We start from the raw sequence: 21,702 nt of genomic DNA on the forward strand, positions 1-21,702 counted from the left end.
AGAATGGGCCGGCTTCTTTGTGGATGCGGGTTATTTACCTGAGGTGAGGCGCTGGCGCAGCACTTCAAACAGCATGATGCCGCTGGCCACCGACACGTTGAGCGAGCCAATCTGGCCGGTCATCGGGATGCGGAGGCGGTGATCGGCGAGCTGCAGGTACTCGGGGCTGATGCCGTCTTCCTCGCTGCCCATGAGCACGGCCACGGGGCCGGTCATGTCGACAGTGGCGGCTTCCAGGCTGGCGTCGGATTTCTCGGTGCAGGCCACAATCTGCACGCCGGACTGGCGCAGGAAATTGAGGCTGTCGCGCAGGTTGGCTTCGCGGCACACCGGAATCAGGTTCAGGGCGCCGGCCGAGGTTTTCACGGCGTCGCCGTTGATCTGGGCGGCGCCGCGGGCGGGCACCACAATGGCGTGCACGCCCATACACTCGGCGTTGCGGGCAATGGCGCCGAAGTTACGCACATCGGTTACGCGGTCCAGAATCAGCAGGAAAGGCACTTTGCCTTCTTCGTAGAGCCCGGCCAGAATGCTGTCCAGCGGCATGTAGTCGATGGGCGACACGAAGGCTACCGCGCCCTGGTGGTTTTTGCGGGTGAGGCCGTCGAGTTTTTCGGTGGGCACCATCGAAACGGGTGTGCCCCGCTCACGGGCCAGGTCGTTGATTTCCTGGGTGATGCTGTTCTTGGTGCCCCGCAGCAGGAAAATCTTCTCCAGCGTGCGGCCGGCGTGCAGCGCTTCCAGGATGGGGCGCAGGCCGAAGAGCATGTCAATGTTGTGGTCGGCAGCCGGGCGGTGCGAGTAAAAGGGCTTGTCGCCGCCGGCGGAGGGGCGGTTGGCATTGCCACGTGGACCGTCGAAGCGCTGGTTGCCGCGGCTATCAGGACGGCTGACGGGGCGGTTGTCGTCGCGGCCTTCAGGGCGGGCGTCGGGGCGGCGGTAGCCACCGGGTGAGTCGTCGCCGAAGTCGCGGCGCGGGGTGCGCGGCACAGGGCGGTTTTCCGAGTCAAAGAATGTGCGGCGCGGTTTTAGCGGCCGGGGGCGGTCGTCGTTGCTTTTCTCCATTGCTCCACGGCGGCATACCAGAGACGTTCTTGCTCGGGATGGCGCACCAGTTCATAGTGTTCGGGGGCAAAGGTACTCGGTTTGGGCCGGAACGTATACGTGGCGGAAGAGCCGTCGTCGGAACCGTGGTAAACCCAGCGCTCCTCCTGCGCGGTGCGGTACACGGCATCGGGGGCACCCAGCACCATGTAGAGCATGCCCCGGTCGGTCATCCAGCCGGCTTTGTGGGCCGCAAACAGCTCGTTGGCCACGGCAGCCCGGCCGTAATAGGTGCGAATGGCCTGCCGGGCCAGCGTCTGCTGGCCAGCCGTAGCGGCCAGCCAGAACTCGTCGACGGCCCGCTTGGGGTTGGGGGCGGCGTACAGCTTTGCCCGCTCCGTGGAGGTCGTTAAGTAAATCAGCGGCTGAATGAGCGCGTCGGCGGAAGTCAGGTTGGGGTAGTTGCTATCCGTGACCAGCAAACCCAGCGTGCTAGGCTCGCCGGGCAGCCGCAGCGTGTAGAGGCCAGGCTCCGGCAGGGCCAACGCCGCCCCGGCGCGGGCAAACAGAGAATCCAGCACCGGCAGCCGGGGCGGGGCAGCCGACTGCCGGGTGGGGTCGGCGTGGGGCGGCAGGGCGGCCACGAATGGGCTGGCGTAGCGGCGTAGGTTCACGGGCTGGTCGGGGCCGTAGCGGTCCACAAAAAAACGGCTCGTTGGCGCGCACCATGGCCCGCAGTAGGGGCGCGCCCAGGCTGTCGGTGAGCACGAAAGGGCGCGCCAGCCGGGCCGGCGTGAGCAGCAGCCAGGCCGCATCGCCGGACGAGGCTTCGGCGGCGGGGCCGCTGGCTATGCTGAGCACCGTGCCGGCCTGGAGCCGGGCCAGGGGCAGGCAGAACTCCAGGCGGGCGGCCTCTCCGTCGGGCCGGATGCGGCGGGCCAGGTGCCGCACCGTATCGGTCCAGAGCGGGCGTTTGGCATCGTAGGAAGCCCAGGCCATCACGCGCAGCGGCTGGCCCTGCCGCAGGACATTGGCATCCGAAAAAAGCAGATAGATTCGCAGGCTGTCGCCTTCCCGGCGCGAGTCGGCCAGCAGCTGGCGGCTGGGGCGGTACTGGCCGGCAAAGTCGCGGCGCTGGGCCTGGGTGAGCGGGGCCAGCAGCAGGCCGCAGCAGAGCAGAAGCAGACGAATGAAAAAGCGCACAGACATAGGATAGGGAATAACAGCAAGATGGGACTATAAACCAATACCCGGGCAGCGAATGCCGTGCCGAAACGAAAAACGCCAGCCCCGCAGGGCTGGCGTTTTTGCGAATTGGGGTGCTTCGGCGCTGCTACTGACGCGGATAATACTGCTGCAGCAGCTCCAGGGCCTTGGTAGCGCGGGCCTGGTCGCCCACCTGCTCGGCGGCGCGGTACACGCCCTGCAGGCCCATGAGGTAGGTCTGGCTTTCGATGTCGAACAGGGCCGGGTTATGGGTCTGGTAGTAGGCCAGGGCCACCTGGGCGCGGCCGGTCATCTTGTCCATGATGTCCTGGGCGCGGGCCTGGTCGCCCACGGTCACCAGGGCCGGCACAAGCTGCGGCGAGTAGTAGTCGTAGGGAATCGTGGCGTCGGGCATCACCTCGAAGGCTTTGTCGAGCACCTGCTTGGCCTTGGCTTTGTCGCCGGCGGCCAGGTAGGCGTTGGCCAGGCGCGCGAACTTGTCGCGGTAGTTGGCGGGGAAGCGCAGGTTGTTTTCGTCGTAGAAGATGCCGGGCTTGTTGAGGTTGCGGAAGGCGAACTTCTTCATCATGTTCTCAAACATGAGGTCTTTGTTCACATAGCCCTCATCCGACGAGCGGGGCTCGTAGTTGGGGTCTTTGAGCGGCAGCACGCGGTAGGCCATGCCTTCGAGCTGGAAGTACGGCTGCAGGTTCATGAAATCGGAGCCGGCCACGGTGCTGGAGAAATAGATGGGGCGTTTCCAGTTGTTGGTGGCCAGCATGTCCAGAATCACCAGGTTTTTCTTCTCGATGGCGCCTTTGCCCATGTCCCACTCCATGCGGCTTACCAGCTGCTTGCGGCGGTCGGCCGGAATCAGGCCCAGCTTTTCCACCGCCGCCGTGTCCACGTCGAGGTAGAACTTGCGGGTCGGGAACGACATCATGGAGGGCTGGCCTTCGCCGTAGGATACCTTCAGCAGGTCGCTGTTCTGCTTCACCAAATCCACAAACTGCTTGAGGTTCACTTCCTGCACGGCCGGGTTTTCGGCGTAGGGCAGGTAGTCGTTGGTGCCTTGCTTGTAGCGGTCGGCCGGCATGGAAATCGGCAGCGGCTGCGACTCGTAGGCGCGGCGGCGCATCTGCTCGATGTACCAGTCGGTGTTGAGGTAGCTAAGCACGGCCACGCGCACGTCGGTGCGCACGCCTTCCACCTCCTGGGCGTACCAGAGCGGGAAGGTGTCGTTGTCGCCGTTGGTGAATACAATGGCGTTCGGCTGCAGCGAGTTCAGCAGGTTTTTGGCCGAATCCACGGAGTTGTAGCGGTCCGAACGGTCGTGGTCGTTCCAGCCCTGCGCCACCAGAATGGCCGGGGCCAGCAAACCGATGGCACTGGCGGCAATGGCGCGGGCGGTATCAGCCTGCAGCACTTTGCGCAGCAGCTCGGCAATGCCCAGCACGCTCAGGCCAATCCAGATGGCAAAGGCGTAGGTAGCACCCGTGAAGGTGTAGTCCCGCTCGCGGGGCTCGATGGGCGGCTGGTTGAGGTACACCACAATGGCCAGACCCGTGAACACGAATAGCAAGCCCACGATGAAGGCGTTGCGCGAGTCGCGGCGGGCGTGGAAAAACAGGCCAATCAAACCCAGAATCAGCGGAATGGCGAAGAAATTGTTGCGGGCCGGGCTTTCAGCCACGCGCTCCGGCAGGCCGGCTTTGCCGGCGTTCCACGGCCACAGGCCACCCGACTGCTGAATGTCGCTTTCGCGGCCCACATAGTTCCAGAGGAAGTAGCGCCAGAACTGGTGGCCCATCTGGTAGCGGAACAGGAACGAGAGGTTCTGGCCCATGGTCGGCTTCACGCCTTCGCGCACGTCCACCCATTTCTGGTAGTTGTAGAGGTGCTCAGGCTGGGGGCTGTAGATGCGCGGCAGCAGCATCTTGTCGGCATCGTCGTACACGATGTTCTGGCGCTTCTCGGCCACCACGTACTTGTCGCCTTCACGCACGTAGCGCGGGGCGCCGTCCTCGTAGCGGATGGGGCGGGCGTTGAACTGCGGGCCATAGAGCAGGGGCCGGTCGCCGTACTGCTCACGCTTGAGGTAGCTCACGAAGCTGAGCACATCCTCGGGGTTGTTTTCGTTGATGGTTGGGTGGTAGCTGCTCCGGATCGGGATGATGAGGTAGCTGGTGTAGCCAATCAGGATAAACACCAGACTCAGCATGGCCGTGTTGACGAGGCGGCTCTTTTTGCTGAACGAGTAGCGGAAGCCAAACCACAGCAACCCAATGAACAGCACCAGGAAAATGATGATGCCCGAGTTGAAGGGCAGGCCCGCGATATTCACGAAGAACACCTCGAAGCTGCCGGCCAGCGTGGGCAGGCCCGGGATGATGCCGGCCAGAATCAGGCCCACAATCACAAGGCTCACGGCCAGCGTAATCACGCCGCCCATAGTGGTAGGGTTCTGCGTGCGGCGGTAGTAGTAGATGAAGGCCAGCGCCGGCACGGCCAGCAGGTTCAGCAGATGGACCCCGATGCTGAGGCCGATGACGTAGGCAATCAGAATCAGCCATTTGTCGGAATCGACCTCGTGGGCGCGGTTTTCCCACTTCAGCATGATCCACACCACCGCCGCCGTGCACAACGACGACATGGCGTATACCTCGCCTTCCACGGCATTAAACCAGAACGAGTCGGAGAAGGCGAAGCTCAGCGCACCAACTACGCCGGCGCCCAGAATCAGCAGCGTCTGGCCCTGGGTGGGCTCGGGCGTGCCGGGCACCGTGTGGCCCGCTACCGGGCGGTGCAGCACTAGCTTCTTGGCCAGCATGGTGATACTCCAGAACAGAAACAGCACCGTAAACGAGCTGCTCAGCGCCGACAGCGCATTCACCAGCACCGACACCTTGGTGACGTCGCCGAAGGAGAACAGCGAGAAGATGCGGCCCAGCAGCAGGAACGTGGGTGCCCCGGGAGGGTGCGGCACCAGCAGCTTGTAGGAGCAGGCAATGAACTCGCCACAGTCCCAGAACGAGGCCGTGGGTTCGAGCGTGAGCAGATAGGTGAGGGTGGCAATGGCAAAAACCAGCCAGCCCACTACGTCATTCAGGCTTTTGTAGGAGCGCATACGTCTTGGGGTAGGGCGGGGCAAGCCCCGTCCGCCGGGCGTGACCCGATGGGATTAAAGTGATGCAGAAAGTAGAGAATGCCAAAAGTAGAGAATTAATCCGGCCGCGCCGCACCCGTCCAAACGCCCAAAAGCCCGGCTGGCATGCAAGGCGCACAAAAAAAGCAGCCGGAGCAGTCGGCCGCTTTCTTCGGAAAGGAACAAAAGGAATCAGGTTAGTTCTGCAGTACCAGCCGCTTGGTGGCCACCACCTTGTCGTGCAGCAACAGGCTGTACACGTACATACCGGCGGGCAGGTCGGAGAGGTTCAGGGGCATGCCGTTGGTGGCCGCTTCGGGGCGCAGCGTGAACGTGCGCACTTCCCGCCCGATGATGTTGCTCAGGCGCAGCTTGTACTCAGCGCCGGGTTTCTGATTCACTGTCAGCATCACCATGCCCTTGCTGGGGTTGGGGTAGAGGCTGAGGCCCACGCCGGCCGCTTTCGAGTCGAGCGTGGCTAGCGGCGCGTTGCTGACGGTGATGCTACCTATCATGCCCTGCCACGGCCCGCCCGGCGTAGCCTGGAAGGCGTGCGGCTGGCAGTGGTAGGTGATGGTGCCCAGCGCCGTGAACGGCCCGCGCGTGGCCGGTGCATTGGCCGCCACATTGAAAGCGGCAAACGACACGCCGTCATCGGCCACCGAAGGATGGAAGCCCGATACCCACTCCCAGCGCACCTGGTCGCCGGGGCGGATGGTGACGTTCTGGGGCGAGAAGACGTTGGAGCCGTCGGCGCCACCCACCTGCACCACCACCGTGGCCGCGTAGCCCGTGAGTGAGGCCAGCAGCAAGCTTACCATCCCAAAAAAACGTGTAGAAATTCTCATGACATTCAGGGTTGAGGAACAGCGAGCTGGCAGCAGGCCATTCCAAATATAGTGTTTTTGCACTTAAGAAAACGGCCAGGCCTCAGGAGGCCGAGGCCAGCGCTGCCGCCCGTAAATCAAGCACCATGCCTAATTGCCGGCCGCGCACCGAAAGCACAGATGCCAATTGGAGGTAAACGGTTGCGTTGGGTTTAACGCCTGCCTGGCTACTCGGGTAAATACGCGGATGGGTTGCCTGATGATCAATAAAATACGGGCATTTCCCGGGTGCCGCCCCGGCCTGCTGAACTGTCAGAGCAAATACCGGATTTCTTTCAGGTCGAAGTGCCGGAGCTGGTCCTGCACCCGAAGCGCCAGCCGGCCGGCATCGTCGACGCCCACAATCTCGCCGGTGATTTGCTGGCCGCCCACTTCAAAGGAATGCGGCTCCTGGTAGCGGTACAGCACGTGCAGGTAGTCGTAGCGCAGGGCCGCAATGCGGCCGGCCCGCAACTGCAGGTAGCGCCGCTCCAGGCACTCCAGCAGCCGCGAGGCCAGCGGCGCCAGGGCATAAGCGCGCCCGGTCAGCAGCCCCAGCGACGTAGCCGTGGGCACCCCAAACTCCTGCTGGTTCACGTTCAGCCCAATCCCGACCACACTATGCTGAATCATTGTGCCGTTGAGCGTGTTTTCTATCAGGATGCCGCCAAACTTCTGGTTGCCATACAGCAGGTCGTTGGGCCACTTCACCCGCAGGGCGTTCCCGAAGCCCAGCAGCGTGCCGGCCCAGTCGTGCACGCCCAGCGCCACGGCCTGGCTGAGCAAGAACTGGTCCTGGGCCGCCAGGAAGGCCGGCCGCCAGATGACCGAAAGCGTCAGGTTTTCGCCGGGCTGGGCCTCCCAGCTGTTGCCCCGCTGACCTTTTCCGGCCGTCTGTTTGTCGGTAATTACCACGCAGCCGTCGGTGGCGCGGTTTTCGCCAAGCAATTGCTGTGCTTCGCTGTTTGTGGAGGCACATTCGGGCAACCAATGCACTTGGCGGCCCGTGAAGAGAGTATGCGGGGAAAGAGGCTCCACTTGATTTTCGTACTTTGTGACGTTCAAACCTAATAATACCCCATGAAAAGTACCCTGGTTCGACAGGATTCGGACAAGTTGGCAGATGTAGTCGTGCGCGGCATGCAGGAAAAGAAGGCGCTCGACATCGTGGTGCTCAATCTTAAAGAACTTAAAAACGCTGTAGCGGATTATTTCATCATCTGCTCGGCTTCCTCCGATACTCAAATCGACGCTATTGCGCGCTCGGTGGAAGAAGAAGTGGAAAAGCTCACCGGCCAGAGCCCCTGGCAGACCGAAGGGCGCACCAACCGTGAGTGGGTGCTGCTCGACTACGTGGACGTGGTGGTGCACGTGTTCCTGCGCGACCGACGCCAGTTTTACGCGCTGGAAGAGTTGTGGGGCGATGCCGAAATCCGGTACGTAGAGGAAGAGACGGTGCCGGCCCGGTAAGGTAAAAGCCGGCGGATTGCGTCTGCTTCCAGGAACAAACGTTCGGGTGGGGTGTTCCGCCTTTGTTTTGTGCTTTAGCTAACCTTATTCATGTCTGATAACACGCCCAAAAAGAAAAAGCCAATGCTGCCCACGCCTGCGCCCAAACCTGGGATGCAGCTGTGGCTGCTGGCGGGGTTGGTGCTGTTTCTGTGCGCTTGGTTGTTTTTCAACCAGAGCGGCAGCACGGTAGAAATCAACCAGCAAAAATTCGAGCAGATGTACGCCGCCGGCGATGTGCGCGACGTGAAACTTCTCACCGACCGCCGCGTGGTGGAGGTGGCGTTGCGCAACGAAGCCATCAAGTCGGGTCGCTACAACCAGCTGCTCAGTCGCCGTGGCCCGCTCACGCTGGATACCAGCCCGCAGTTTGGTTTCCAAGTGGTCGACGGTAAAACCTTTAAAGAAGACTTCGAGAAGCTGCAGGCCAACGTGCCGCTGGACAAGCGCATCGGCCTGAGCTTTGACACGCGCACCGGCTACGGGGACTTTATTGCTACCTGGGGCCTATCCATCCTGCTTTTAGTAGGCTTCTTTTTCCTGATGCGCCGCATGAGCGGTGGGGCAGGGGCCGGCGGCCAGATCTTCAACATCGGCAAGAGCCGCGCGGCGCTGTTTGACGGCGGCGACAAGGTGAAAATTACGTTCAAGGACGTGGCCGGTCTGGAAGAAGCTAAAGAGGAAGTGCAGGAGATTGTGGAGTTCCTCAAGAACCCCAGCAAGTTCACCGTACTTGGCGGCAAAATCCCGAAAGGCGCGCTGCTGGTAGGCCCTCCTGGTACCGGTAAAACCCTGCTGGCCAAGGCTGTAGCCGGCGAAGCAGACGTACCGTTCTTCTCGCTGTCGGGCTCCGACTTCGTGGAGATGTTCGTAGGTGTGGGCGCGGCCCGGGTTCGGGACCTGTTCAAGCAGGCCAAAGCTAAGGCACCCTGCATCATCTTTATTGATGAGATTGACGCCATCGGCCGCAGCCGTAGCCGCGGCAACGTGCCCGGCGGCAACGACGAGCGCGAAAACACGCTCAACTCGCTGCTGGTGGAAATGGACGGCTTTGGCACCGACTCCGGGGTTATCATCCTGGCCGCCACCAACCGTCCTGATACGCTGGACTCTGCCCTGCTGCGTCCCGGTCGCTTCGACCGTCAGATCAGCATCGACAAGCCCGACATCAACGGCCGCACCGAGATTTTCCAGGTGCACCTGAAGCCGATTACGCTCGGCACCGACGTGGAAGCCCGCAAGCTGGCGGCCATGACGCCCGGTTTCGCCGGCGCCGAAATTGCCAACGTCTGCAACGAAGCCGCCCTCATTGCCGCCCGCCGCGACAAGAAGATGGTAACCATGCAGGACTTCACCGACGCCGTTGACCGCGTAATCGGGGGCTTGGAGAAGAAAAACAAGATCATCAGCCCCGACGAGAAGCGAATTGTGGCCTACCACGAAGCCGGCCACGCCATTGCTGGCTGGTTCCTAGAGCACGCCGACCCGTTGGTGAAGGTGAGCATCGTGCCCCGTGGGGTGGCGGCGCTGGGCTACGCGCAGTATCTGCCGCGGGAGCAGTTCCTCTACAACACCGAGCAGCTCACCGACGAAATGTGCATGACCCTGGGTGGCCGTGCCGCCGAGGAGCTGGTGTTCGGCAAGATTTCCACTGGTGCGCTGTCTGATCTGGAGCGCATCACCAAGATGGCCTACAGCATCGTGACGATGTATGGCATGAACGCCAAGCTGGGCAACATTTCCTTCTATGACTCGAAGGGGCAAAATGAGTACGGTTTTTCGAAGCCGTATTCGGAGGCTACTTCGCAGATGATTGACGAGGAAGTGCGCACCATCATCGAAAACGCCTACATCCGTACCAAGGAACTGCTGACCGAGCGTCGGCACGAGCTGGAAGTGGTGGCCAAGGAGCTGCTGGAGAAGGAAGTGCTGCTGCAGGATGATTTGGAGCGCCTCGTGGGCAAACGCCCGCACGGCGTGCAAACCAACTACCAGGCCCACATGGCCGGCACCGACCGCTCGGAAACCCTGAGCGAGCGGAAGCAGGAGCACCCTGGCGTGCCTCTCAGCAACGACTTGCCCGACCTTAACCTGCCCGGCGTCGACGCCGACCGCCCCGGTTCAACCGGCGCTACTTCCGAACCTAGCGGTTCGGCCGTGACGCCCATGTAAGCCGGAACGCTGTTCCTACAAACAAAGAAGCCAGCCCTGAGGGGCTGGCTTCTTTGTTTGTGAACTGTGCTGAAACTAGATCGTTTGTCTGCCGCCTGTGCGGTAGACGAAGGTTCTGCTTTGTGTCGTCGTATCAGGTATGGTTGCTAGATGAGGCTTGGCGCTGCTTATCTGGCTAAGTGCTAAGCAGAGGCTTTGCGTTATGAGCCTGTAACCGGCGCTACTGCCGGGCCTTTCCTTTGCCTTCCTGCGACGCCTGCGGCCTGGCGTTGGCCTTCGGCTGGCGCTTGAAGCCGGCCGAGTATTCGGTGTTCTGGCGCGTGCCGGAATCGGCTTTCAGGTTGCGGCGGTTTTTCAGGTAGTCGCGTGCTTCGGTGTAGATGTCGGATTTGCGCTCGGCTTTATCCATCACCACCTGATAGTAGCGGCGTGCGGCGGCGACGTTGTGCTCTTCGTCGGCAATGCGGGCAAGGTTGTAGTTGGCATGCACGTAATAGCCCGGGCCCATCTGGTCGGTTACTTCTGAGAAGACAATACAGCGCTGGAAATACTCCTTTGCCTTAGTGTTGTTCTTGTATTTGTTGCGGTTCAGCCAGCCCAGATAATAGGTAGCGTAGCGGCCGCCGAAGCCCTCATAGCCGGGCATACCGCGGTTGAGCTTGTCCAGAATGTCGAGGCTGATTTGCTCACACTTGCGGAACTCGCCATTGTTGAAGCTGAGCATGGCGTAGCACCGCTCGAAGTAGCCATTGTCGGGATAGGCGGTGTTGAGCTGACGGGCTACTTGTAGCGCGGCAGCGGGGTTATTTTCCCGCTCGCTGCTCAGGATTTTCAGCAGGAAAAACCGCGCCTCAGGGCCAGTGTAAAAGCCGTTGGCCGCCACACTGCGAATCTGCTGAAGGCCCAGCTGGCGGTTGCCCTTGGGAAACAGCAGCAGAATCGGCCGCAGCCACGGATGCTCCTCGGAAATCCAGGCAGCATAATAGTTGAACATACCCTGGCCCAACAGGAACTCCGGGCTCAGGCCGTTGGCTTCCTTGCTGCGCTCCAGATAATCGAGGGCGCGCTTGCTGCTGACGGTGGCCTTGCGCAGGTTGTGGCGCTCGGCGTTCAGGCGGGCATCGAAGCCGTAAGCGGCAGCCAGGAAAAAGCAGGCCTCGTAGTTCTTCTTGTCAAGTTCATACAGCCGCTCCCCCTTGGTGATGGCAGTATCCATGTACGCAAAGAAAATCTTGTCGTGCAGCGGGTTGGTGGCGTTGCTGGGCATGATCTTCCACCACGCGCTCAGCCCCATCAGGAAATAGGGCATCGGATGCTGTGGGTAGCGGCGGCGCAACGAGCGAAACTGCTTCTCGGCTTGGTCGTGCTTGGAGTTGTAGAGATTGGTAACCGCCCCGTCCAGTTCAGTCTGAATATCCTTGTCGAGCAGCAGCCAGCCTTTGGTATCGACGGCGGCCGGTGCCACGTCGATATTTTCCAGCGAGATATTGCGCATACCATCTACCAGCGCACTATCCGGCGTCTGACCAAAGGTGCGCAGGCTCAGTAGGATGAAAGCCATTAGCAGCCCCGCCCCCGCCACGAGCGTGCGGAAGTTGTGATACTAGACAATACCTGTATAAAATAGTAATTTTTATCCATAGACAGAGTCGGTGAAAGGCAAAATTAAGTCTATTTGGCTGATTTTAGGTGTTCTAAGCGTTAAGAAATATAGGATATAATTCAGCGACATGAAAATGAGACCGGCCAGAATATCAGGGCCATACAGCAAAATGTCGCTGAAACCCTATCTGATACTATTCCAATACCCTGAATTTGTCGGCCAGCACCGGATCTGCTGTTTTAGCCGGCGTTTTTGCGGGCTTCGCACTTCCCAAAATGGGCCAGATAATCAGGCCGTTTTGGGCAGTGCGAAGTCCGCAAAAATGCCGGCAAAGCTGCAGGTCCGGGCGGGCCTGCTATCTTTGGGCTATGCCCGAATCGTCCCGCGATATTGTTCTGCGCCGCATCCGCGAAGCGCTCCGGCAGCCTACGCCGCCCAAGCCCGCGCCCGACTTCACGGCTCCGCTCCACCCGGCGGCGGCCGACGACCTGGCTGTGGCCTTTGCCGAGAGCTTCGTACGTGTGGGCGGGCAGCTATATTTCTGCGAGTCGGAAGAACACTTCTACGACCAGCTTTTTGCCTACAAGAAGGAAAAAGAGCTCGATAACCTCTACGTGTGGGAGCCGGAGTTGAAGAAGCTGCTGCACGCGGGCGGCCTCGTGTTCCGGCAAGACGAAACCGACTTTCTGGCTCACGCCGATGCCGGCCTGACCACCTGTGAGGCCTTGGTGGCCCGCACCGGCAGCGTGCTGGTGAGCGCCGCCACAGGCAGCGGCCGCCGCCTCAGTATCTACCCCGATCAGCACTTGGTGTTTGCCCGCACCTCGCAGGTAGTGGCCGACATCGGCGACGCGCTGCAGCGCCTGCAAACCCACTACGGCCCCGACCATCTGCCGTCGATGATTTCGCTCACGACCGGCCCCAGCCGCACGGCCGACATTGAAAAGACCCTTGTGCTCGGTGCCCACGGCCCGCGCAGCCTCGCCCTGTTTTTGCTGGATGACGAAACCGACCCCGCCACCCCGCCTGCCTGATCTGGCGCTGCCGCCCGGCCGCCGCATCTATTTCGCTTCCGATTTCCATTTGGGTGCCCCCGATGCCGCCAGCTCGCTGGCCCGGGAGCGACGCATTGTGCGCTGGCTGGACGAGGCCGCTAAAGACGCCGCCGCCATCTACCTGCTCGGCGACATCTTCGACTTCTGGTTTGAGTACCGGCATGCCATTCCGCGGGGCTTTATCCGGCTGCAGGGTAAACTAGCCGAGCTAACCGACACCGGCCTGCCTATCATCTTCTTCACCGGCAACCACGATATGTGGATGTTCGACTACTTCACCAAGGAGCTGGGCATCCCGATTCTGCGGCACCCGGTGAGCCAGCAGATTGGCGGGCGCGAGTTCCACATCGGCCACGGCGACGGCCTGGGCCCCAAGGACTACACCTATAAGATGCTGAAGCGCGTGTTTGCCTCGCCGATGTCGCAGTGGCTGTTTGCGCGGCTACACCCCAACCTGGGTATCGGCATTGCCAACCGCTGGAGCCGCCGCAGCCGCATTCAGAACGCCGCCGCTGATGCGCAGTATTTCGGCGAGGACGAGTGGCTGCTGATATATTGCCGGGAGCTGGAAAAGCGTTTCCACCACGACTATTACGTGTTCGGCCACCGCCATCTGCCGCTCGACGTATCGGTAGCCGCCGGCAGCCGCTACGTCAACCTCGGCGAGTGGGTCAATTATTGCTCCTATGGCGTCTATGATGGTACGGACCTGGCACTGCAGCATTTCGAGAAGGCCTGATTTAGCGCTGCCTGCGCGTAATGAGCCACGCAAGTGGCTGCGGCAGATGATGCTTTCCGGCCTGCTGGCTACGCAGTGCGGGCTTGCTGCTGCCCAAACCACGGCGCCCACGCCGGCCTCGGTGGCGCCGCCCGGCAAGCCCGCGCCGGCTGCCGCTGCCCCGGCCGGGGCGCCGCGCCCGGCCGCCACGCCCGGCAGCACCTGGCAGCTGGTGCGCACTGTTGCGCTGCCCCAGCCCGGCGTGGCGTCGCTGGACCGGCGCGGCAACCTTTACGTGGCCGACTCGCGCGACAACATCCACCAGTACGGCCCCGACGGGCAGGCCCTGAACGTGTATTCGGCGCCCCAGCCTGGGCACGTGGCGCAGCTCGAAGCCTGGAACACCACCAAGATTCTGGTTTTTTACGACGACCGCCAGCAGCTGCTGCTGCTCGACCGTTTTGCGGCACCGCTGGGCGAGTTCAACCTGCTCGACCTGCTCGACGGCACCGCCCGGGCCGCTACCCTGGCGCCTGATGACCGGCTCTGGCTGCTCAACGAGTCGGACCTGACGCTGCGGCAGTTTGATGCCGCCACCCGGCGCTTCACCGTGTCCACGCCGCTCGACCTGCTGATTGGCCGCTCCCGGCCCGATTTCCGGTTTCTGCGCGAGTACCAGAACAACCTCTACCTGGTAGACCGGGTGAACGGCATTTACGTGTTCGACAACCTGGGGAACTACCGCAAAAAGCTGCCGTTTGCGGGCCTCAGCACGATAGGTTTCCGCGCCGATGAGCTGTATTTCCTGGCCGATGGCGCCGTGCAGCTCTTGCAGCTCTATACGCTGGCGCAGCGTACGGTGCCCCTGCCCACTGGCGTGCCGGCCGCAGAAGTGCGCCAGGTGCTGCTGGGCGAGAACTACGCTTATCTGTTCACGAAGGCAGGCCTGCAGGTATATAAGTTATAGGGTGAGCAGCGGGAAAGCAGCTTTCGTTGGCGAAGCTGGGCAATAACTCTGGCAGAAGTAGGCCGTTAGGAAGAAAGAGTGGCTGCGTTGGATGCGTGGCTCTTATCTTTTCTTCCTTTCTATTTCGCTGCTTATGAAAGCTCTCGTGTATCATGGAATGAGGGATGTCCGCGTAGACACCGTGGATGATCCGAAGATTGAAGACGCCCGCGACGCCATTATTCGGGTAACCAGTACGGCTATCTGTGGGTCCGATCTGCACATCTACAACGGGAGCATTCCGCAGCCCCGGCCCATGGTGCTGGGGCACGAGTTCATGGGAATTGTAGAGGAGGTTGGCAAAGGCGTCGGTGGCAAGCTGAAAGTGGGCGACCGGGTGGTAGTGCCGTTCCCGATTGCCTGCGGTACCTGCTACTTCTGCAACCACGAGCTGCCCGGACACTGCGAGAACTCCAACCCCGACCACTACGGCCCCGAAGGCGGACTGCTAACCGAAAAAGGCGGCGCCCTGTTCGGCTACACCGACCTCTACGGCGGCTACAACGGCGGCCAGGCCGAGTATGTGCGTGTGCCCTACGCCGACTTTGGTCCCCGCGTCATTCCCGATTCACTGACCGACGAGCAGGCGCTGTTCCTGACGGATATCTTCCCAACGGGGTACTCGGGCATCGACTGGGCCGACGTGAAGGGCGGCGAGTTCGTGGCCATTTTCGGAGCCGGGCCAGTGGGCATCATGGCTGCCAAGTCGGCATGGCTGCGTGGGGCCGGCCGGGTCGTCATCGTCGATACCCAGCAGTACCGGCTGGACCTAGCGAAGAAGTCGGCCCAGGCCGAAACCATCCTCTGGGACAACGCCAAAGACGTCATCGAGCAGATCCGGGCCATGAGCGAGGGACGTGGCGCCGACGTGTGCGTGGAATGCGTAGGCTTCGAGCCTGACCGTGACCTGCTGGACCGCGCCAAGGCCGTGCTCAACCTCGAAAAAGGCTCTCCCAAAGTACTGGAGGCCTGTATGAGCGCCGTGCGCCGGGGCGGCATCGTGACGGTGCTGGGCGTGTACGCCACGCCGTTCGACAATTTCCCCATCGGCCAGTTTTTCGACAAAGGCATCACCCTGCGCGGCGGCCAGGCTCCCGCCCAGAAGCATATCGACAAGCTGCTGCAGTATGTGATAGAAGGCAAAGTGGTGCTCGACGACATTATCTCGCACCGCCTGCCGCTGTCGGAAGCCGCCCACGGCTACGACATCTTCCGCAACAAGAAAGACAACTGCACCAAAGTGGTGCTGAAGCCCTAGGACTGGCATAGCTGGTTGCCGCTTCTGCAAAAGAGCCTACCCCGCTGGTAGGCTCTTTTTTTGAGCTAACCGGCCGTTGAACCGACGGTTTTGGTGTGCTGTTACACCAGCCGGACTGGCAGATTTCTGCCTACATTTGGATAGAACGACGCTGGTTGTTCTTTACCGTCCTGTTTGCTCTGCCACAACCATTTCTCCGTCATGTCTGCTGCTCTTTTCCGCCGAATCAGGTTCCGTTTATTCATGGGAATACTGGCGGCCGGAGCAGGCCTGAGCACCGGGCAGGCCCAGCAGCAAAACCGGCCCGAAGGCCGGCTGGCGCCCGGCCTCGCCGAAGCCCGCGCCCCGCGCCTGCTGCGCGTGAGCGTAACCGATGCTGCTGCGTTCTGGGAGTGGCTGGCGCGCACGTACCCGGCCGCCACCGTGCAGCCCGAGCCGCGCCAGCCCCGGCTGCTGCGCGTGCGCGGCGTGGCTGCTCCCGCGCTGGCCGCCTGCCCTTGGGTGAGCTTCGTGCAGGCCGCTGACCGGGAGGCCCGGCCCGAGCGGCTGGTCAACGGAACCGACTTCACGGCCAATAAGGTCACGGCCGTGCACGCCCGCTACCCCCAGCTTACCGGGCAGGGCCTCACGGTTTCGGTGAAGGAAGCCCCCCTCGACCTCAACGACCTCGACTTCCGGGGCCGCCTCGTAAACCCTGATCCGCAGGCCGCGCTGCTGAACTCGCACGCCACCACCATGGCCACCCTGATTGCGGGCGGCGGCAACTCCAGCCCCAATGGCAAAGGCGCCGCCTGGCAGGCCCGCATTGCCCAGTCCAGCTACGCCAACCTGCTGCCCGACGACGGCCCCGGCCTGGCGGCGCAGGGCGTGTCGGTGCAGAACCATTCCTACGGGGTGAGCGTGGAGAACTTCTACGGCCAGGAGGCCCGCGCCTACGACGAGCAGGCCGCGCAGTATCCGACGCTGCTGCACGTATTCTCGGCCGGCAACTCCGGCAACCGGCCCGCGCCGGCCGGCCCCTACGCCGGGCTGGCGGCCACCGCCAACCTCACCGGGGAGTTCAAAAACGCCAAAAACACCCTGAGCGTGGGCGCTACCGATGCCTTGGGCCAGGTGGCCCCGCTCAGCTCCCGCGGCCCCGCCGCCGACGGCCGCGTGAAGCCCGAATTGGTGGCCTTCGGCGAGGGCGGCAGCTCCGATGCGGCGGCGCTGGTGTCGGGCGTGAGCTTGCTGGCCCAGCACGCGCATCGGCAGCGCAGCGGCGCGTTGCCCTCGGCGGCGCTGCTGCGGGCCGTGCTGCTGAACACGGCCGATGACACCGGCCGGCCCAACGTCGATTTTGTGGCCGGCTACGGCCAGGTAGATGCCTTGGGCGCCGTGCAGACCATGCTCGACGGCCGGTTTCGGGGCGGCAGTGTAGCGGCCGGGCAGGAGCAGGTGTTCACGCTGACGGTGCCGGCCGGCGTGCACCGGCTCAAGGCCACCCTGTGCTGGACCGACCCCGCTGCCGCTGCCAACGCCGCCACCCCGCTGCTCAACGACCTGGATCTGACCCTGGTGCGCCCCACTGACGGCCAGCGCTGGCTGCCCTGGACGCTGAGCGCCTATCCGCACCCCGATTCGCTGGCCCGCCCCGCCCGCCGCCGCCCCAACCACCGCGACAACGCCGAGCAAATCACCCTCGACCTGCCCGCCGCCGGCACCTACGAGCTGCGCGTGCGGGGCTACCAGCTAGCGCAGGGCCCCCAGGCCTACAGCCTGGCCTTCGAGCTGGAATCGGGGCTGACGTGGGTGCACCCGACTTCGGCCCGCAACCTGCGGGCGGCGGAGGCGGCGCTGCTGCGCTGGCAGTGGGCCGGCCCGGCCACTACCGCCCGGCTGGAGTTTCAGCCGGTGGGCCAGACCGCCTGGAGTTTGGTGAGTAACACAGATCTGGCCCCGCAGACGCTGCGCTGGACCACCCCCGCCACGCCCACGCTGGGCCGGCTGCGGCTGCAGTCGGGCTCAGAAACGGTGGCGTCGGATACGTTTTTTGTGGCCGCGCCTCCAACTCTGCAGGTGCTCTACAGCTGCCCCGAGGAAACCCGGCTGGCCTGGAGCCGCGTGCCCGGCGCCACCCAGTACCAGCTGTACCGCCTCGGCGCCACCCACCTCGAGCCCTTCCGCCTGCTCACAGATACTACCCTGACCCTGCTGCCCGCCGATGCCGCCGCCCGCTACTTCGCCGTGGCGCCCCGCGTTGGCGGCCGGCTGCGCGAGCAAAGCCTGACCGTGGATGCCGGGCCCGCCAATAACGGCTGCTATATCCGCTCGTTTCTGCCAGTGCAGCCCGTAGCCGACACCGTGCGTTTCCGGCTGCTGCTGAGCAGCACCTACCAGCTGCGGCAGGTGGCCCTGGAGCGCCGCGCCTCCGATGGCAGCTTCGGGCCGGTGCAAACCGTCAGCCCCGTGCCTGGCCTAACCCTGCTCCTGACCGACCCCAACCCCGCGCCCGGGCGCGCCGAGTACCGGGCCCGGCTGGAGCTCGACAACGGCCGCGTGTACTACAGCGCGGTGGAAGCCGCCTTCTTCCTGCGCGCCCCGGCCGATGTGCTGGTGTATCCGGTGCCGGTGACGGCCGGCGAGCCCCTCACCATCGTCGGGCCCCGCGACCAGGCCCTACGCATCCGGCTGTTCGACCTGACCGGCCGCCTGCGCCTCGACCTGACCACCGAAAACACCGCCCAGCAGACTCTCGACACCCGGGGCCTGGAGCCGGGCACGTTCCTGCTGCGCATCGGCGCCCTAGGCGGCCGCGAGGTCACGCGCCGCATTGTGGTGCTGTAAGCCGGCCGCCGAAGCGCCCCAGCCAACGCCCCTGCCGGGCTCCGGGCTACTTCGCCATGCGTTGGGCCCGGGGCGCGCACAAGCCGCGTAGTGGCACCCGGGCATGGCCACCTATAAACGAATGCAGGCCGGATATCGGCGCCAGGGCTGCGTAGCCCCGGCGCCGATATCCGGCCTTTTTTTCGGAGCGCGGCGTGGGCTTTGCTGGTACCCGGCGCCACCGGCGGCATGTGCGCCGCCGGGAGGGCTGCACCCAGAAGGGCTGGCCAAAGGGCGGTGGCACGCGGTGAGGGCAGGCAGCGGGGCGGCCAGTGTGCGCCGCGTGTGTCCCACAAAAAACGGCCCCGGTTCTTGGTAGAACCGGGGCCGTTTTAGGTCAGGCTATGCCTGAATTAGCGCTTAGTACACGTAGTTGAGGGCAGTTACGTCGTTCGCATTGAACGGACGGTTTACGCCGTTGCCTACGCAGGCCAGCATCCACGAGCTTGGATCGGGGCCCGAAGGGGTGCCGGGGATGTAGACAGCACCTACCGTGCTGGCGCCTTCGTTCACAGCCGTACCACCGCAGCTGTAAGCACGGTTCATGTAGTCGGTGTGGCGGAAGCCGATGGCGTGCCCGATTTCGTGCGCCATGATGGTGGCGATGTAGTTCACGTTGGTGCTGTTGATGGCCGTAGGCGACAGTTTGAAGCCAGGCGCAGGGTTGCCACCCGAGGGGAAGCCACCCGACTGACCCAATACACCGGCACCCAGGTAGGCCGACGTAATTGGCAGGTTGGCCGTGCCCGAGGTGATGCGTACGAAACGAAGACGCAGGTTTCTGGCGTTGTAGCGACGGATGGCTTCGTCAGCCGCCGACACATAAGCCGAAGGGAAAGAGCCTTCCAGCTTCACGGTGAGGGTGCGGGGCAGGCCGGTCACCAGGTTGGTGGTGCGGTACTGCTCGTCTTCGCCCACGCGCATAAACTGGCTCTCTGGCTTGCTGGCCAGCATTTCGTTGGTCAGCAGAATGTCGCCTTCCACCACTACGCCGTCTTCCACTTTGCGGGCATCCGAAGTACCAAAGCCGAGGGCCCGAATCTGGCCGATAGTTTCTTCGGATAATTCATTTTTGGCAAGTACTTCCTGTTTCTTTTCGCAAGAGGAAAGAGACATGGCGGCGCCGATCATCAGGGCCAAAGGAGTCAGTAAACGGGGTGCTTTCATGGAAATGGTTTAGTTGGTTGTGGGAGTGAAAGAACGAATTGCGCTGAAAACTTACGAACTTATTGATGATATCACAAAATATGTTTGATATGATTGACAGAATTATACACATAGGGCCTTTTTATTATTCTTTCTGTGATATCCCAAAAAGCTGGCTTTCCGTGCGTTGCTGAAGGAATGATAAATATTGAGGCGGAATAAGTATTTCATTATTCTGACTACTCTGCATACCGTGCCGTCTCATTGGTTTTGCCCTATCGATGTGAGGCCTGGCGGAGGCCGGCGTGGTGGGCCTCACACCAGGCACGGCCATCCGTAGCTGTTTTCTGTATCTTTGTCTGAAACCGATTTTTCGCGGCGCACCGCGCCGCTTCACTATATAGATACCTCACCAGTGGCCTGTTCTACTTGCTCATCCGGCTCATCCGGTGGAGGCTGCTCTACCAATTCTGCCTCGGGCTGCGGCTCGAAAGGCAGCTGTAGCAGCGGCTGTACGCGTCTCAATGTCTTCGACTGGCTCCAGGATTTAGATACCCCCAGTGACTTCAAGGGCTTCGACCTGGTCGAAATCCGCTTTAAAGGCGGCCGAAAGGACTTCTACCGCAACGCCAGCCATCTGCCCCTCATCACCGGCGACGCCGTGGTGATTGAGGCCGGCGGCAGCGGCTGGCATCTGGGCCACGTCTCGCTCAAGGGCGAGCTGGTGCGCCTGCAGATGAAAAAGAAGAAGGTGCCCACCGACTCCAAGGACATCCGCAACATTCTGCGGGTGGCTACCGAGCAGGACGTGGAGCGCTGGAACGCCGTGCGCGACCTGGAAACCGGCACCATGTTCCGGGCCCGCACCGTGGTAGACGAGCTGCGCCTGAAAATGAAGCTCTCCGACGTGGAGTATCAGGCCGACCGCACCCGCGCTACGTTCTTCTACTCGGCCGAAGACCGGGTGGACTTCCGCGACCTGATCAAGCGCCTCGCCGACGAGTTTCGGGTGCGCGTGGAGATGCGCCAGATTTCGTTGCGCCACGAGGCCGGCCGCCTGGGCGGTATCGGGGTGTGCGGGCGCGAGCTGTGCTGCTCTACCTGGCTCACCGACTTTAAGAGCGTGAGCACCACCGCGGCCCGCTACCAGAACCTGAGCCTCAACCCGGCCAAGCTCTCGGGCCAATGCGGCCGCCTTAAGTGCTGCCTCAACTACGAGCTCGACACCTACCTCGACGCCCTCAAGGACATCCCGCAGGTGCAGCGCCCGCTCATCACCAGCAAGGGCGAGTACGTGCTGCAGAAAACCGACATCTTCCGCCGTAAAATGTGGTTTGCCGTGCGCGGCGACAACAACTGGGTGGTGCTGACCACTGACCGGGTGCGCGAGGTGCAGGACATGAACAAGCGCGGCGAAGTGGTGGATACGCTGCTGGTAGCCCTGCGCGAAGAAGAAAAGGCGCCCGACGTGACGGCCATCGTGGAAGGCTCATTGGAGCGCCTCGATGACAAGATCAAAGCGGGCAAGCGCCTGAAGCGCACCAAGAAGAAAGGCCGCTCCGAGGCACCTGCCGAGGAGCGCCCAGCCGCCGCCCCACGCGGCAGCGGCCGGCCGCGCCCGGCCGCCACGGCCGTGCCAGCCTCTTCCGATGCCGACGGCCCTGCCGCCACGCCCGCAGCTGAAGGCGCCGCCGAAGAAACGCGCCGGCCGCGCGGGGCAGCTGCCCGCCCTCTAAACCGCCGCAACAACCGCAACCGTGGCGGCAACAGCGCCGAAGGCAGCCCCCGCGACGACGCCAGCCGTGGCGAAGGCCGCGAGGGCCGTGAAAGCCGCCGCAATGCCGACGGCAGTGCCGCCGAGCCCCGCCAGGGCCGGAGCGGCAGTGAGCGGCGCGGTGGCCGGGGCAACTCGGGCACTCCGGCCTCCGGTGATGCCAGCACCCGCCCAACTCCGCCCGAAGGCAGCGCAGGCAGCCCCGAGCGGCCCGCCCGCGAAGGCCGCGAAGGTGGCCGCGGCCGCCGCGGCGGCCGCCGGGGTGAAGGCGGTAACCGCGGCGAAAACCGAGGCCCGGCCGCTACTCCGCCCAGCGCTTCCTAGAGTCAGTTGTT

16 protein-coding genes are annotated in these 21,702 nt (G+C 63.0%); 8 read left to right on the forward strand and 8 right to left on the reverse strand.

The genetic code is table 11. The annotated features are described in order from the left end of the window. Positions 1–30: 30 nt before the first annotated feature. The 6 genes from rlmB to N008_RS12060 all read right to left on the reverse strand — a co-directional run bounded on the left by rlmB (position 31) and on the right by N008_RS12060 (position 7,299). Positions 31–1,065 carry a 23S rRNA (guanosine(2251)-2'-O)-methyltransferase RlmB gene (gene rlmB / locus N008_RS12035; protein WP_081910766.1) on the reverse strand — a complete coding sequence of 345 codons (1,035 nt, stop codon included), beginning with the start codon at positions 1,063–1,065 and terminating at the stop codon, positions 31–33. Then, complete coding sequence (locus tag N008_RS12040) at positions 1,029–1,625, reverse strand: GWxTD domain-containing protein (protein WP_197062847.1); 597 nt, start codon at positions 1,623–1,625, stop codon at positions 1,029–1,031. The genes rlmB and N008_RS12040 overlap by 37 nt, the downstream gene beginning before the upstream one ends. Continuing rightward, positions 1,537–2,247: a hypothetical protein gene (locus N008_RS23585; protein ID WP_197062848.1), complete on the reverse strand. Its 711-nt coding sequence runs from the start codon at positions 2,245–2,247 to the stop codon at positions 1,537–1,539. The genes N008_RS12040 and N008_RS23585 overlap by 89 nt, the downstream gene beginning before the upstream one ends. A 130-nt stretch (positions 2,248–2,377) precedes the next feature. Beyond that, the gene (locus N008_RS12050) at positions 2,378–5,377 is read right to left on the reverse strand and encodes a DUF2723 domain-containing protein (protein WP_044016288.1); all 3,000 of its coding nucleotides are present in this window, start codon (positions 5,375–5,377) and stop codon (positions 2,378–2,380) included. Between the two features lie 215 nt (positions 5,378–5,592). Further along, on the reverse strand, positions 5,593–6,243 hold the full coding sequence (locus N008_RS21640) for a T9SS type A sorting domain-containing protein (RefSeq protein ID WP_081910769.1): 651 nt from the start codon (positions 6,241–6,243) through the stop codon (positions 5,593–5,595). 291 nt (positions 6,244–6,534) lie between these two features. After that, positions 6,535–7,299 carry a biotin--[acetyl-CoA-carboxylase] ligase gene (locus tag N008_RS12060; RefSeq protein ID WP_044018681.1) on the reverse strand — a complete coding sequence of 255 codons (765 nt, stop codon included), beginning with the start codon at positions 7,297–7,299 and terminating at the stop codon, positions 6,535–6,537. 42 nt (positions 7,300–7,341) lie between these two features. Here N008_RS12060 and rsfS point away from each other — a divergent pair, with 42 nt between their 5' ends. Both rsfS and ftsH read left to right on the forward strand, forming a co-directional pair. Then, entirely contained in the window at positions 7,342–7,731 is a 390-nt protein-coding gene (gene rsfS / locus N008_RS12065; RefSeq protein ID WP_044016290.1) for a ribosome silencing factor, read from the forward strand. Between the two features lie 90 nt (positions 7,732–7,821). Beyond that, complete coding sequence (ftsH, locus tag N008_RS12070) at positions 7,822–9,942, forward strand: ATP-dependent zinc metalloprotease FtsH (protein ID WP_044016292.1); 2,121 nt, start codon at positions 7,822–7,824, stop codon at positions 9,940–9,942. Between the two features lie 220 nt (positions 9,943–10,162). On the opposite strand, the gene N008_RS12075 is transcribed toward ftsH, so the two are convergent. Continuing rightward, a complete protein-coding gene (locus N008_RS12075; RefSeq protein ID WP_052381480.1) occupies positions 10,163–11,503 on the reverse strand; it encodes a tetratricopeptide repeat protein in 1,341 nt (446 codons plus the stop codon). Between the two features lie 410 nt (positions 11,504–11,913). On the opposite strand from N008_RS12075, the gene N008_RS12080 reads away from it, so the two are divergent. The 5 genes from N008_RS12080 (at position 11,914) to N008_RS12100 (ending at position 18,408) form a co-directional block, all read left to right on the forward strand. Then, positions 11,914–12,579, forward strand: coding sequence for a lactate utilization protein C (locus tag N008_RS12080; RefSeq protein ID WP_044016294.1), 666 nt, complete (start codon positions 11,914–11,916; stop codon positions 12,577–12,579). Beyond that, on the forward strand, positions 12,545–13,339 hold the full coding sequence (locus N008_RS12085) for a UDP-2,3-diacylglucosamine diphosphatase (RefSeq protein WP_052381481.1): 795 nt from the start codon (positions 12,545–12,547) through the stop codon (positions 13,337–13,339). Before N008_RS12080 ends, N008_RS12085 begins: the two co-directional genes overlap by 35 nt. 46 nt (positions 13,340–13,385) lie before the next feature. Then, positions 13,386–14,285, forward strand: a complete 900-nt coding sequence (locus N008_RS12090) for a hypothetical protein (RefSeq protein ID WP_052381482.1) — start codon at positions 13,386–13,388, stop codon at positions 14,283–14,285. Between the two features lie 133 nt (positions 14,286–14,418). After that, a complete protein-coding gene (locus N008_RS12095; protein WP_044016297.1) occupies positions 14,419–15,582 on the forward strand; it encodes a zinc-dependent alcohol dehydrogenase in 1,164 nt (387 codons plus the stop codon). A 243-nt stretch (positions 15,583–15,825) separates the two neighbouring features. After that, a complete protein-coding gene (locus tag N008_RS12100) occupies positions 15,826–18,408 on the forward strand; it encodes a S8 family serine peptidase (protein ID WP_044016298.1) in 2,583 nt (860 codons plus the stop codon). Positions 18,409–18,807: 399 nt separating this feature from the next. Here N008_RS12100 and N008_RS12105 read toward each other — a convergent pair whose 3' ends face one another. Further along, a complete protein-coding gene (locus N008_RS12105; RefSeq protein ID WP_044016301.1) occupies positions 18,808–19,614 on the reverse strand; it encodes a M57 family metalloprotease in 807 nt (268 codons plus the stop codon). 334 nt (positions 19,615–19,948) lie between these two features. Here N008_RS12105 and N008_RS12110 point away from each other — a divergent pair, with 334 nt between their 5' ends. Beyond that, on the forward strand, positions 19,949–21,691 hold the full coding sequence (locus tag N008_RS12110; RefSeq protein WP_231569697.1) for a stage 0 sporulation family protein: 1,743 nt from the start codon (positions 19,949–19,951) through the stop codon (positions 21,689–21,691). The last annotated feature ends 11 nt before the right edge of the window (positions 21,692–21,702 follow it).

Source organism: Hymenobacter sp. APR13 (genome assembly GCF_000737515.1).
Classification (GTDB): Bacteria; Bacteroidota; Bacteroidia; order Cytophagales; family Hymenobacteraceae; genus Hymenobacter.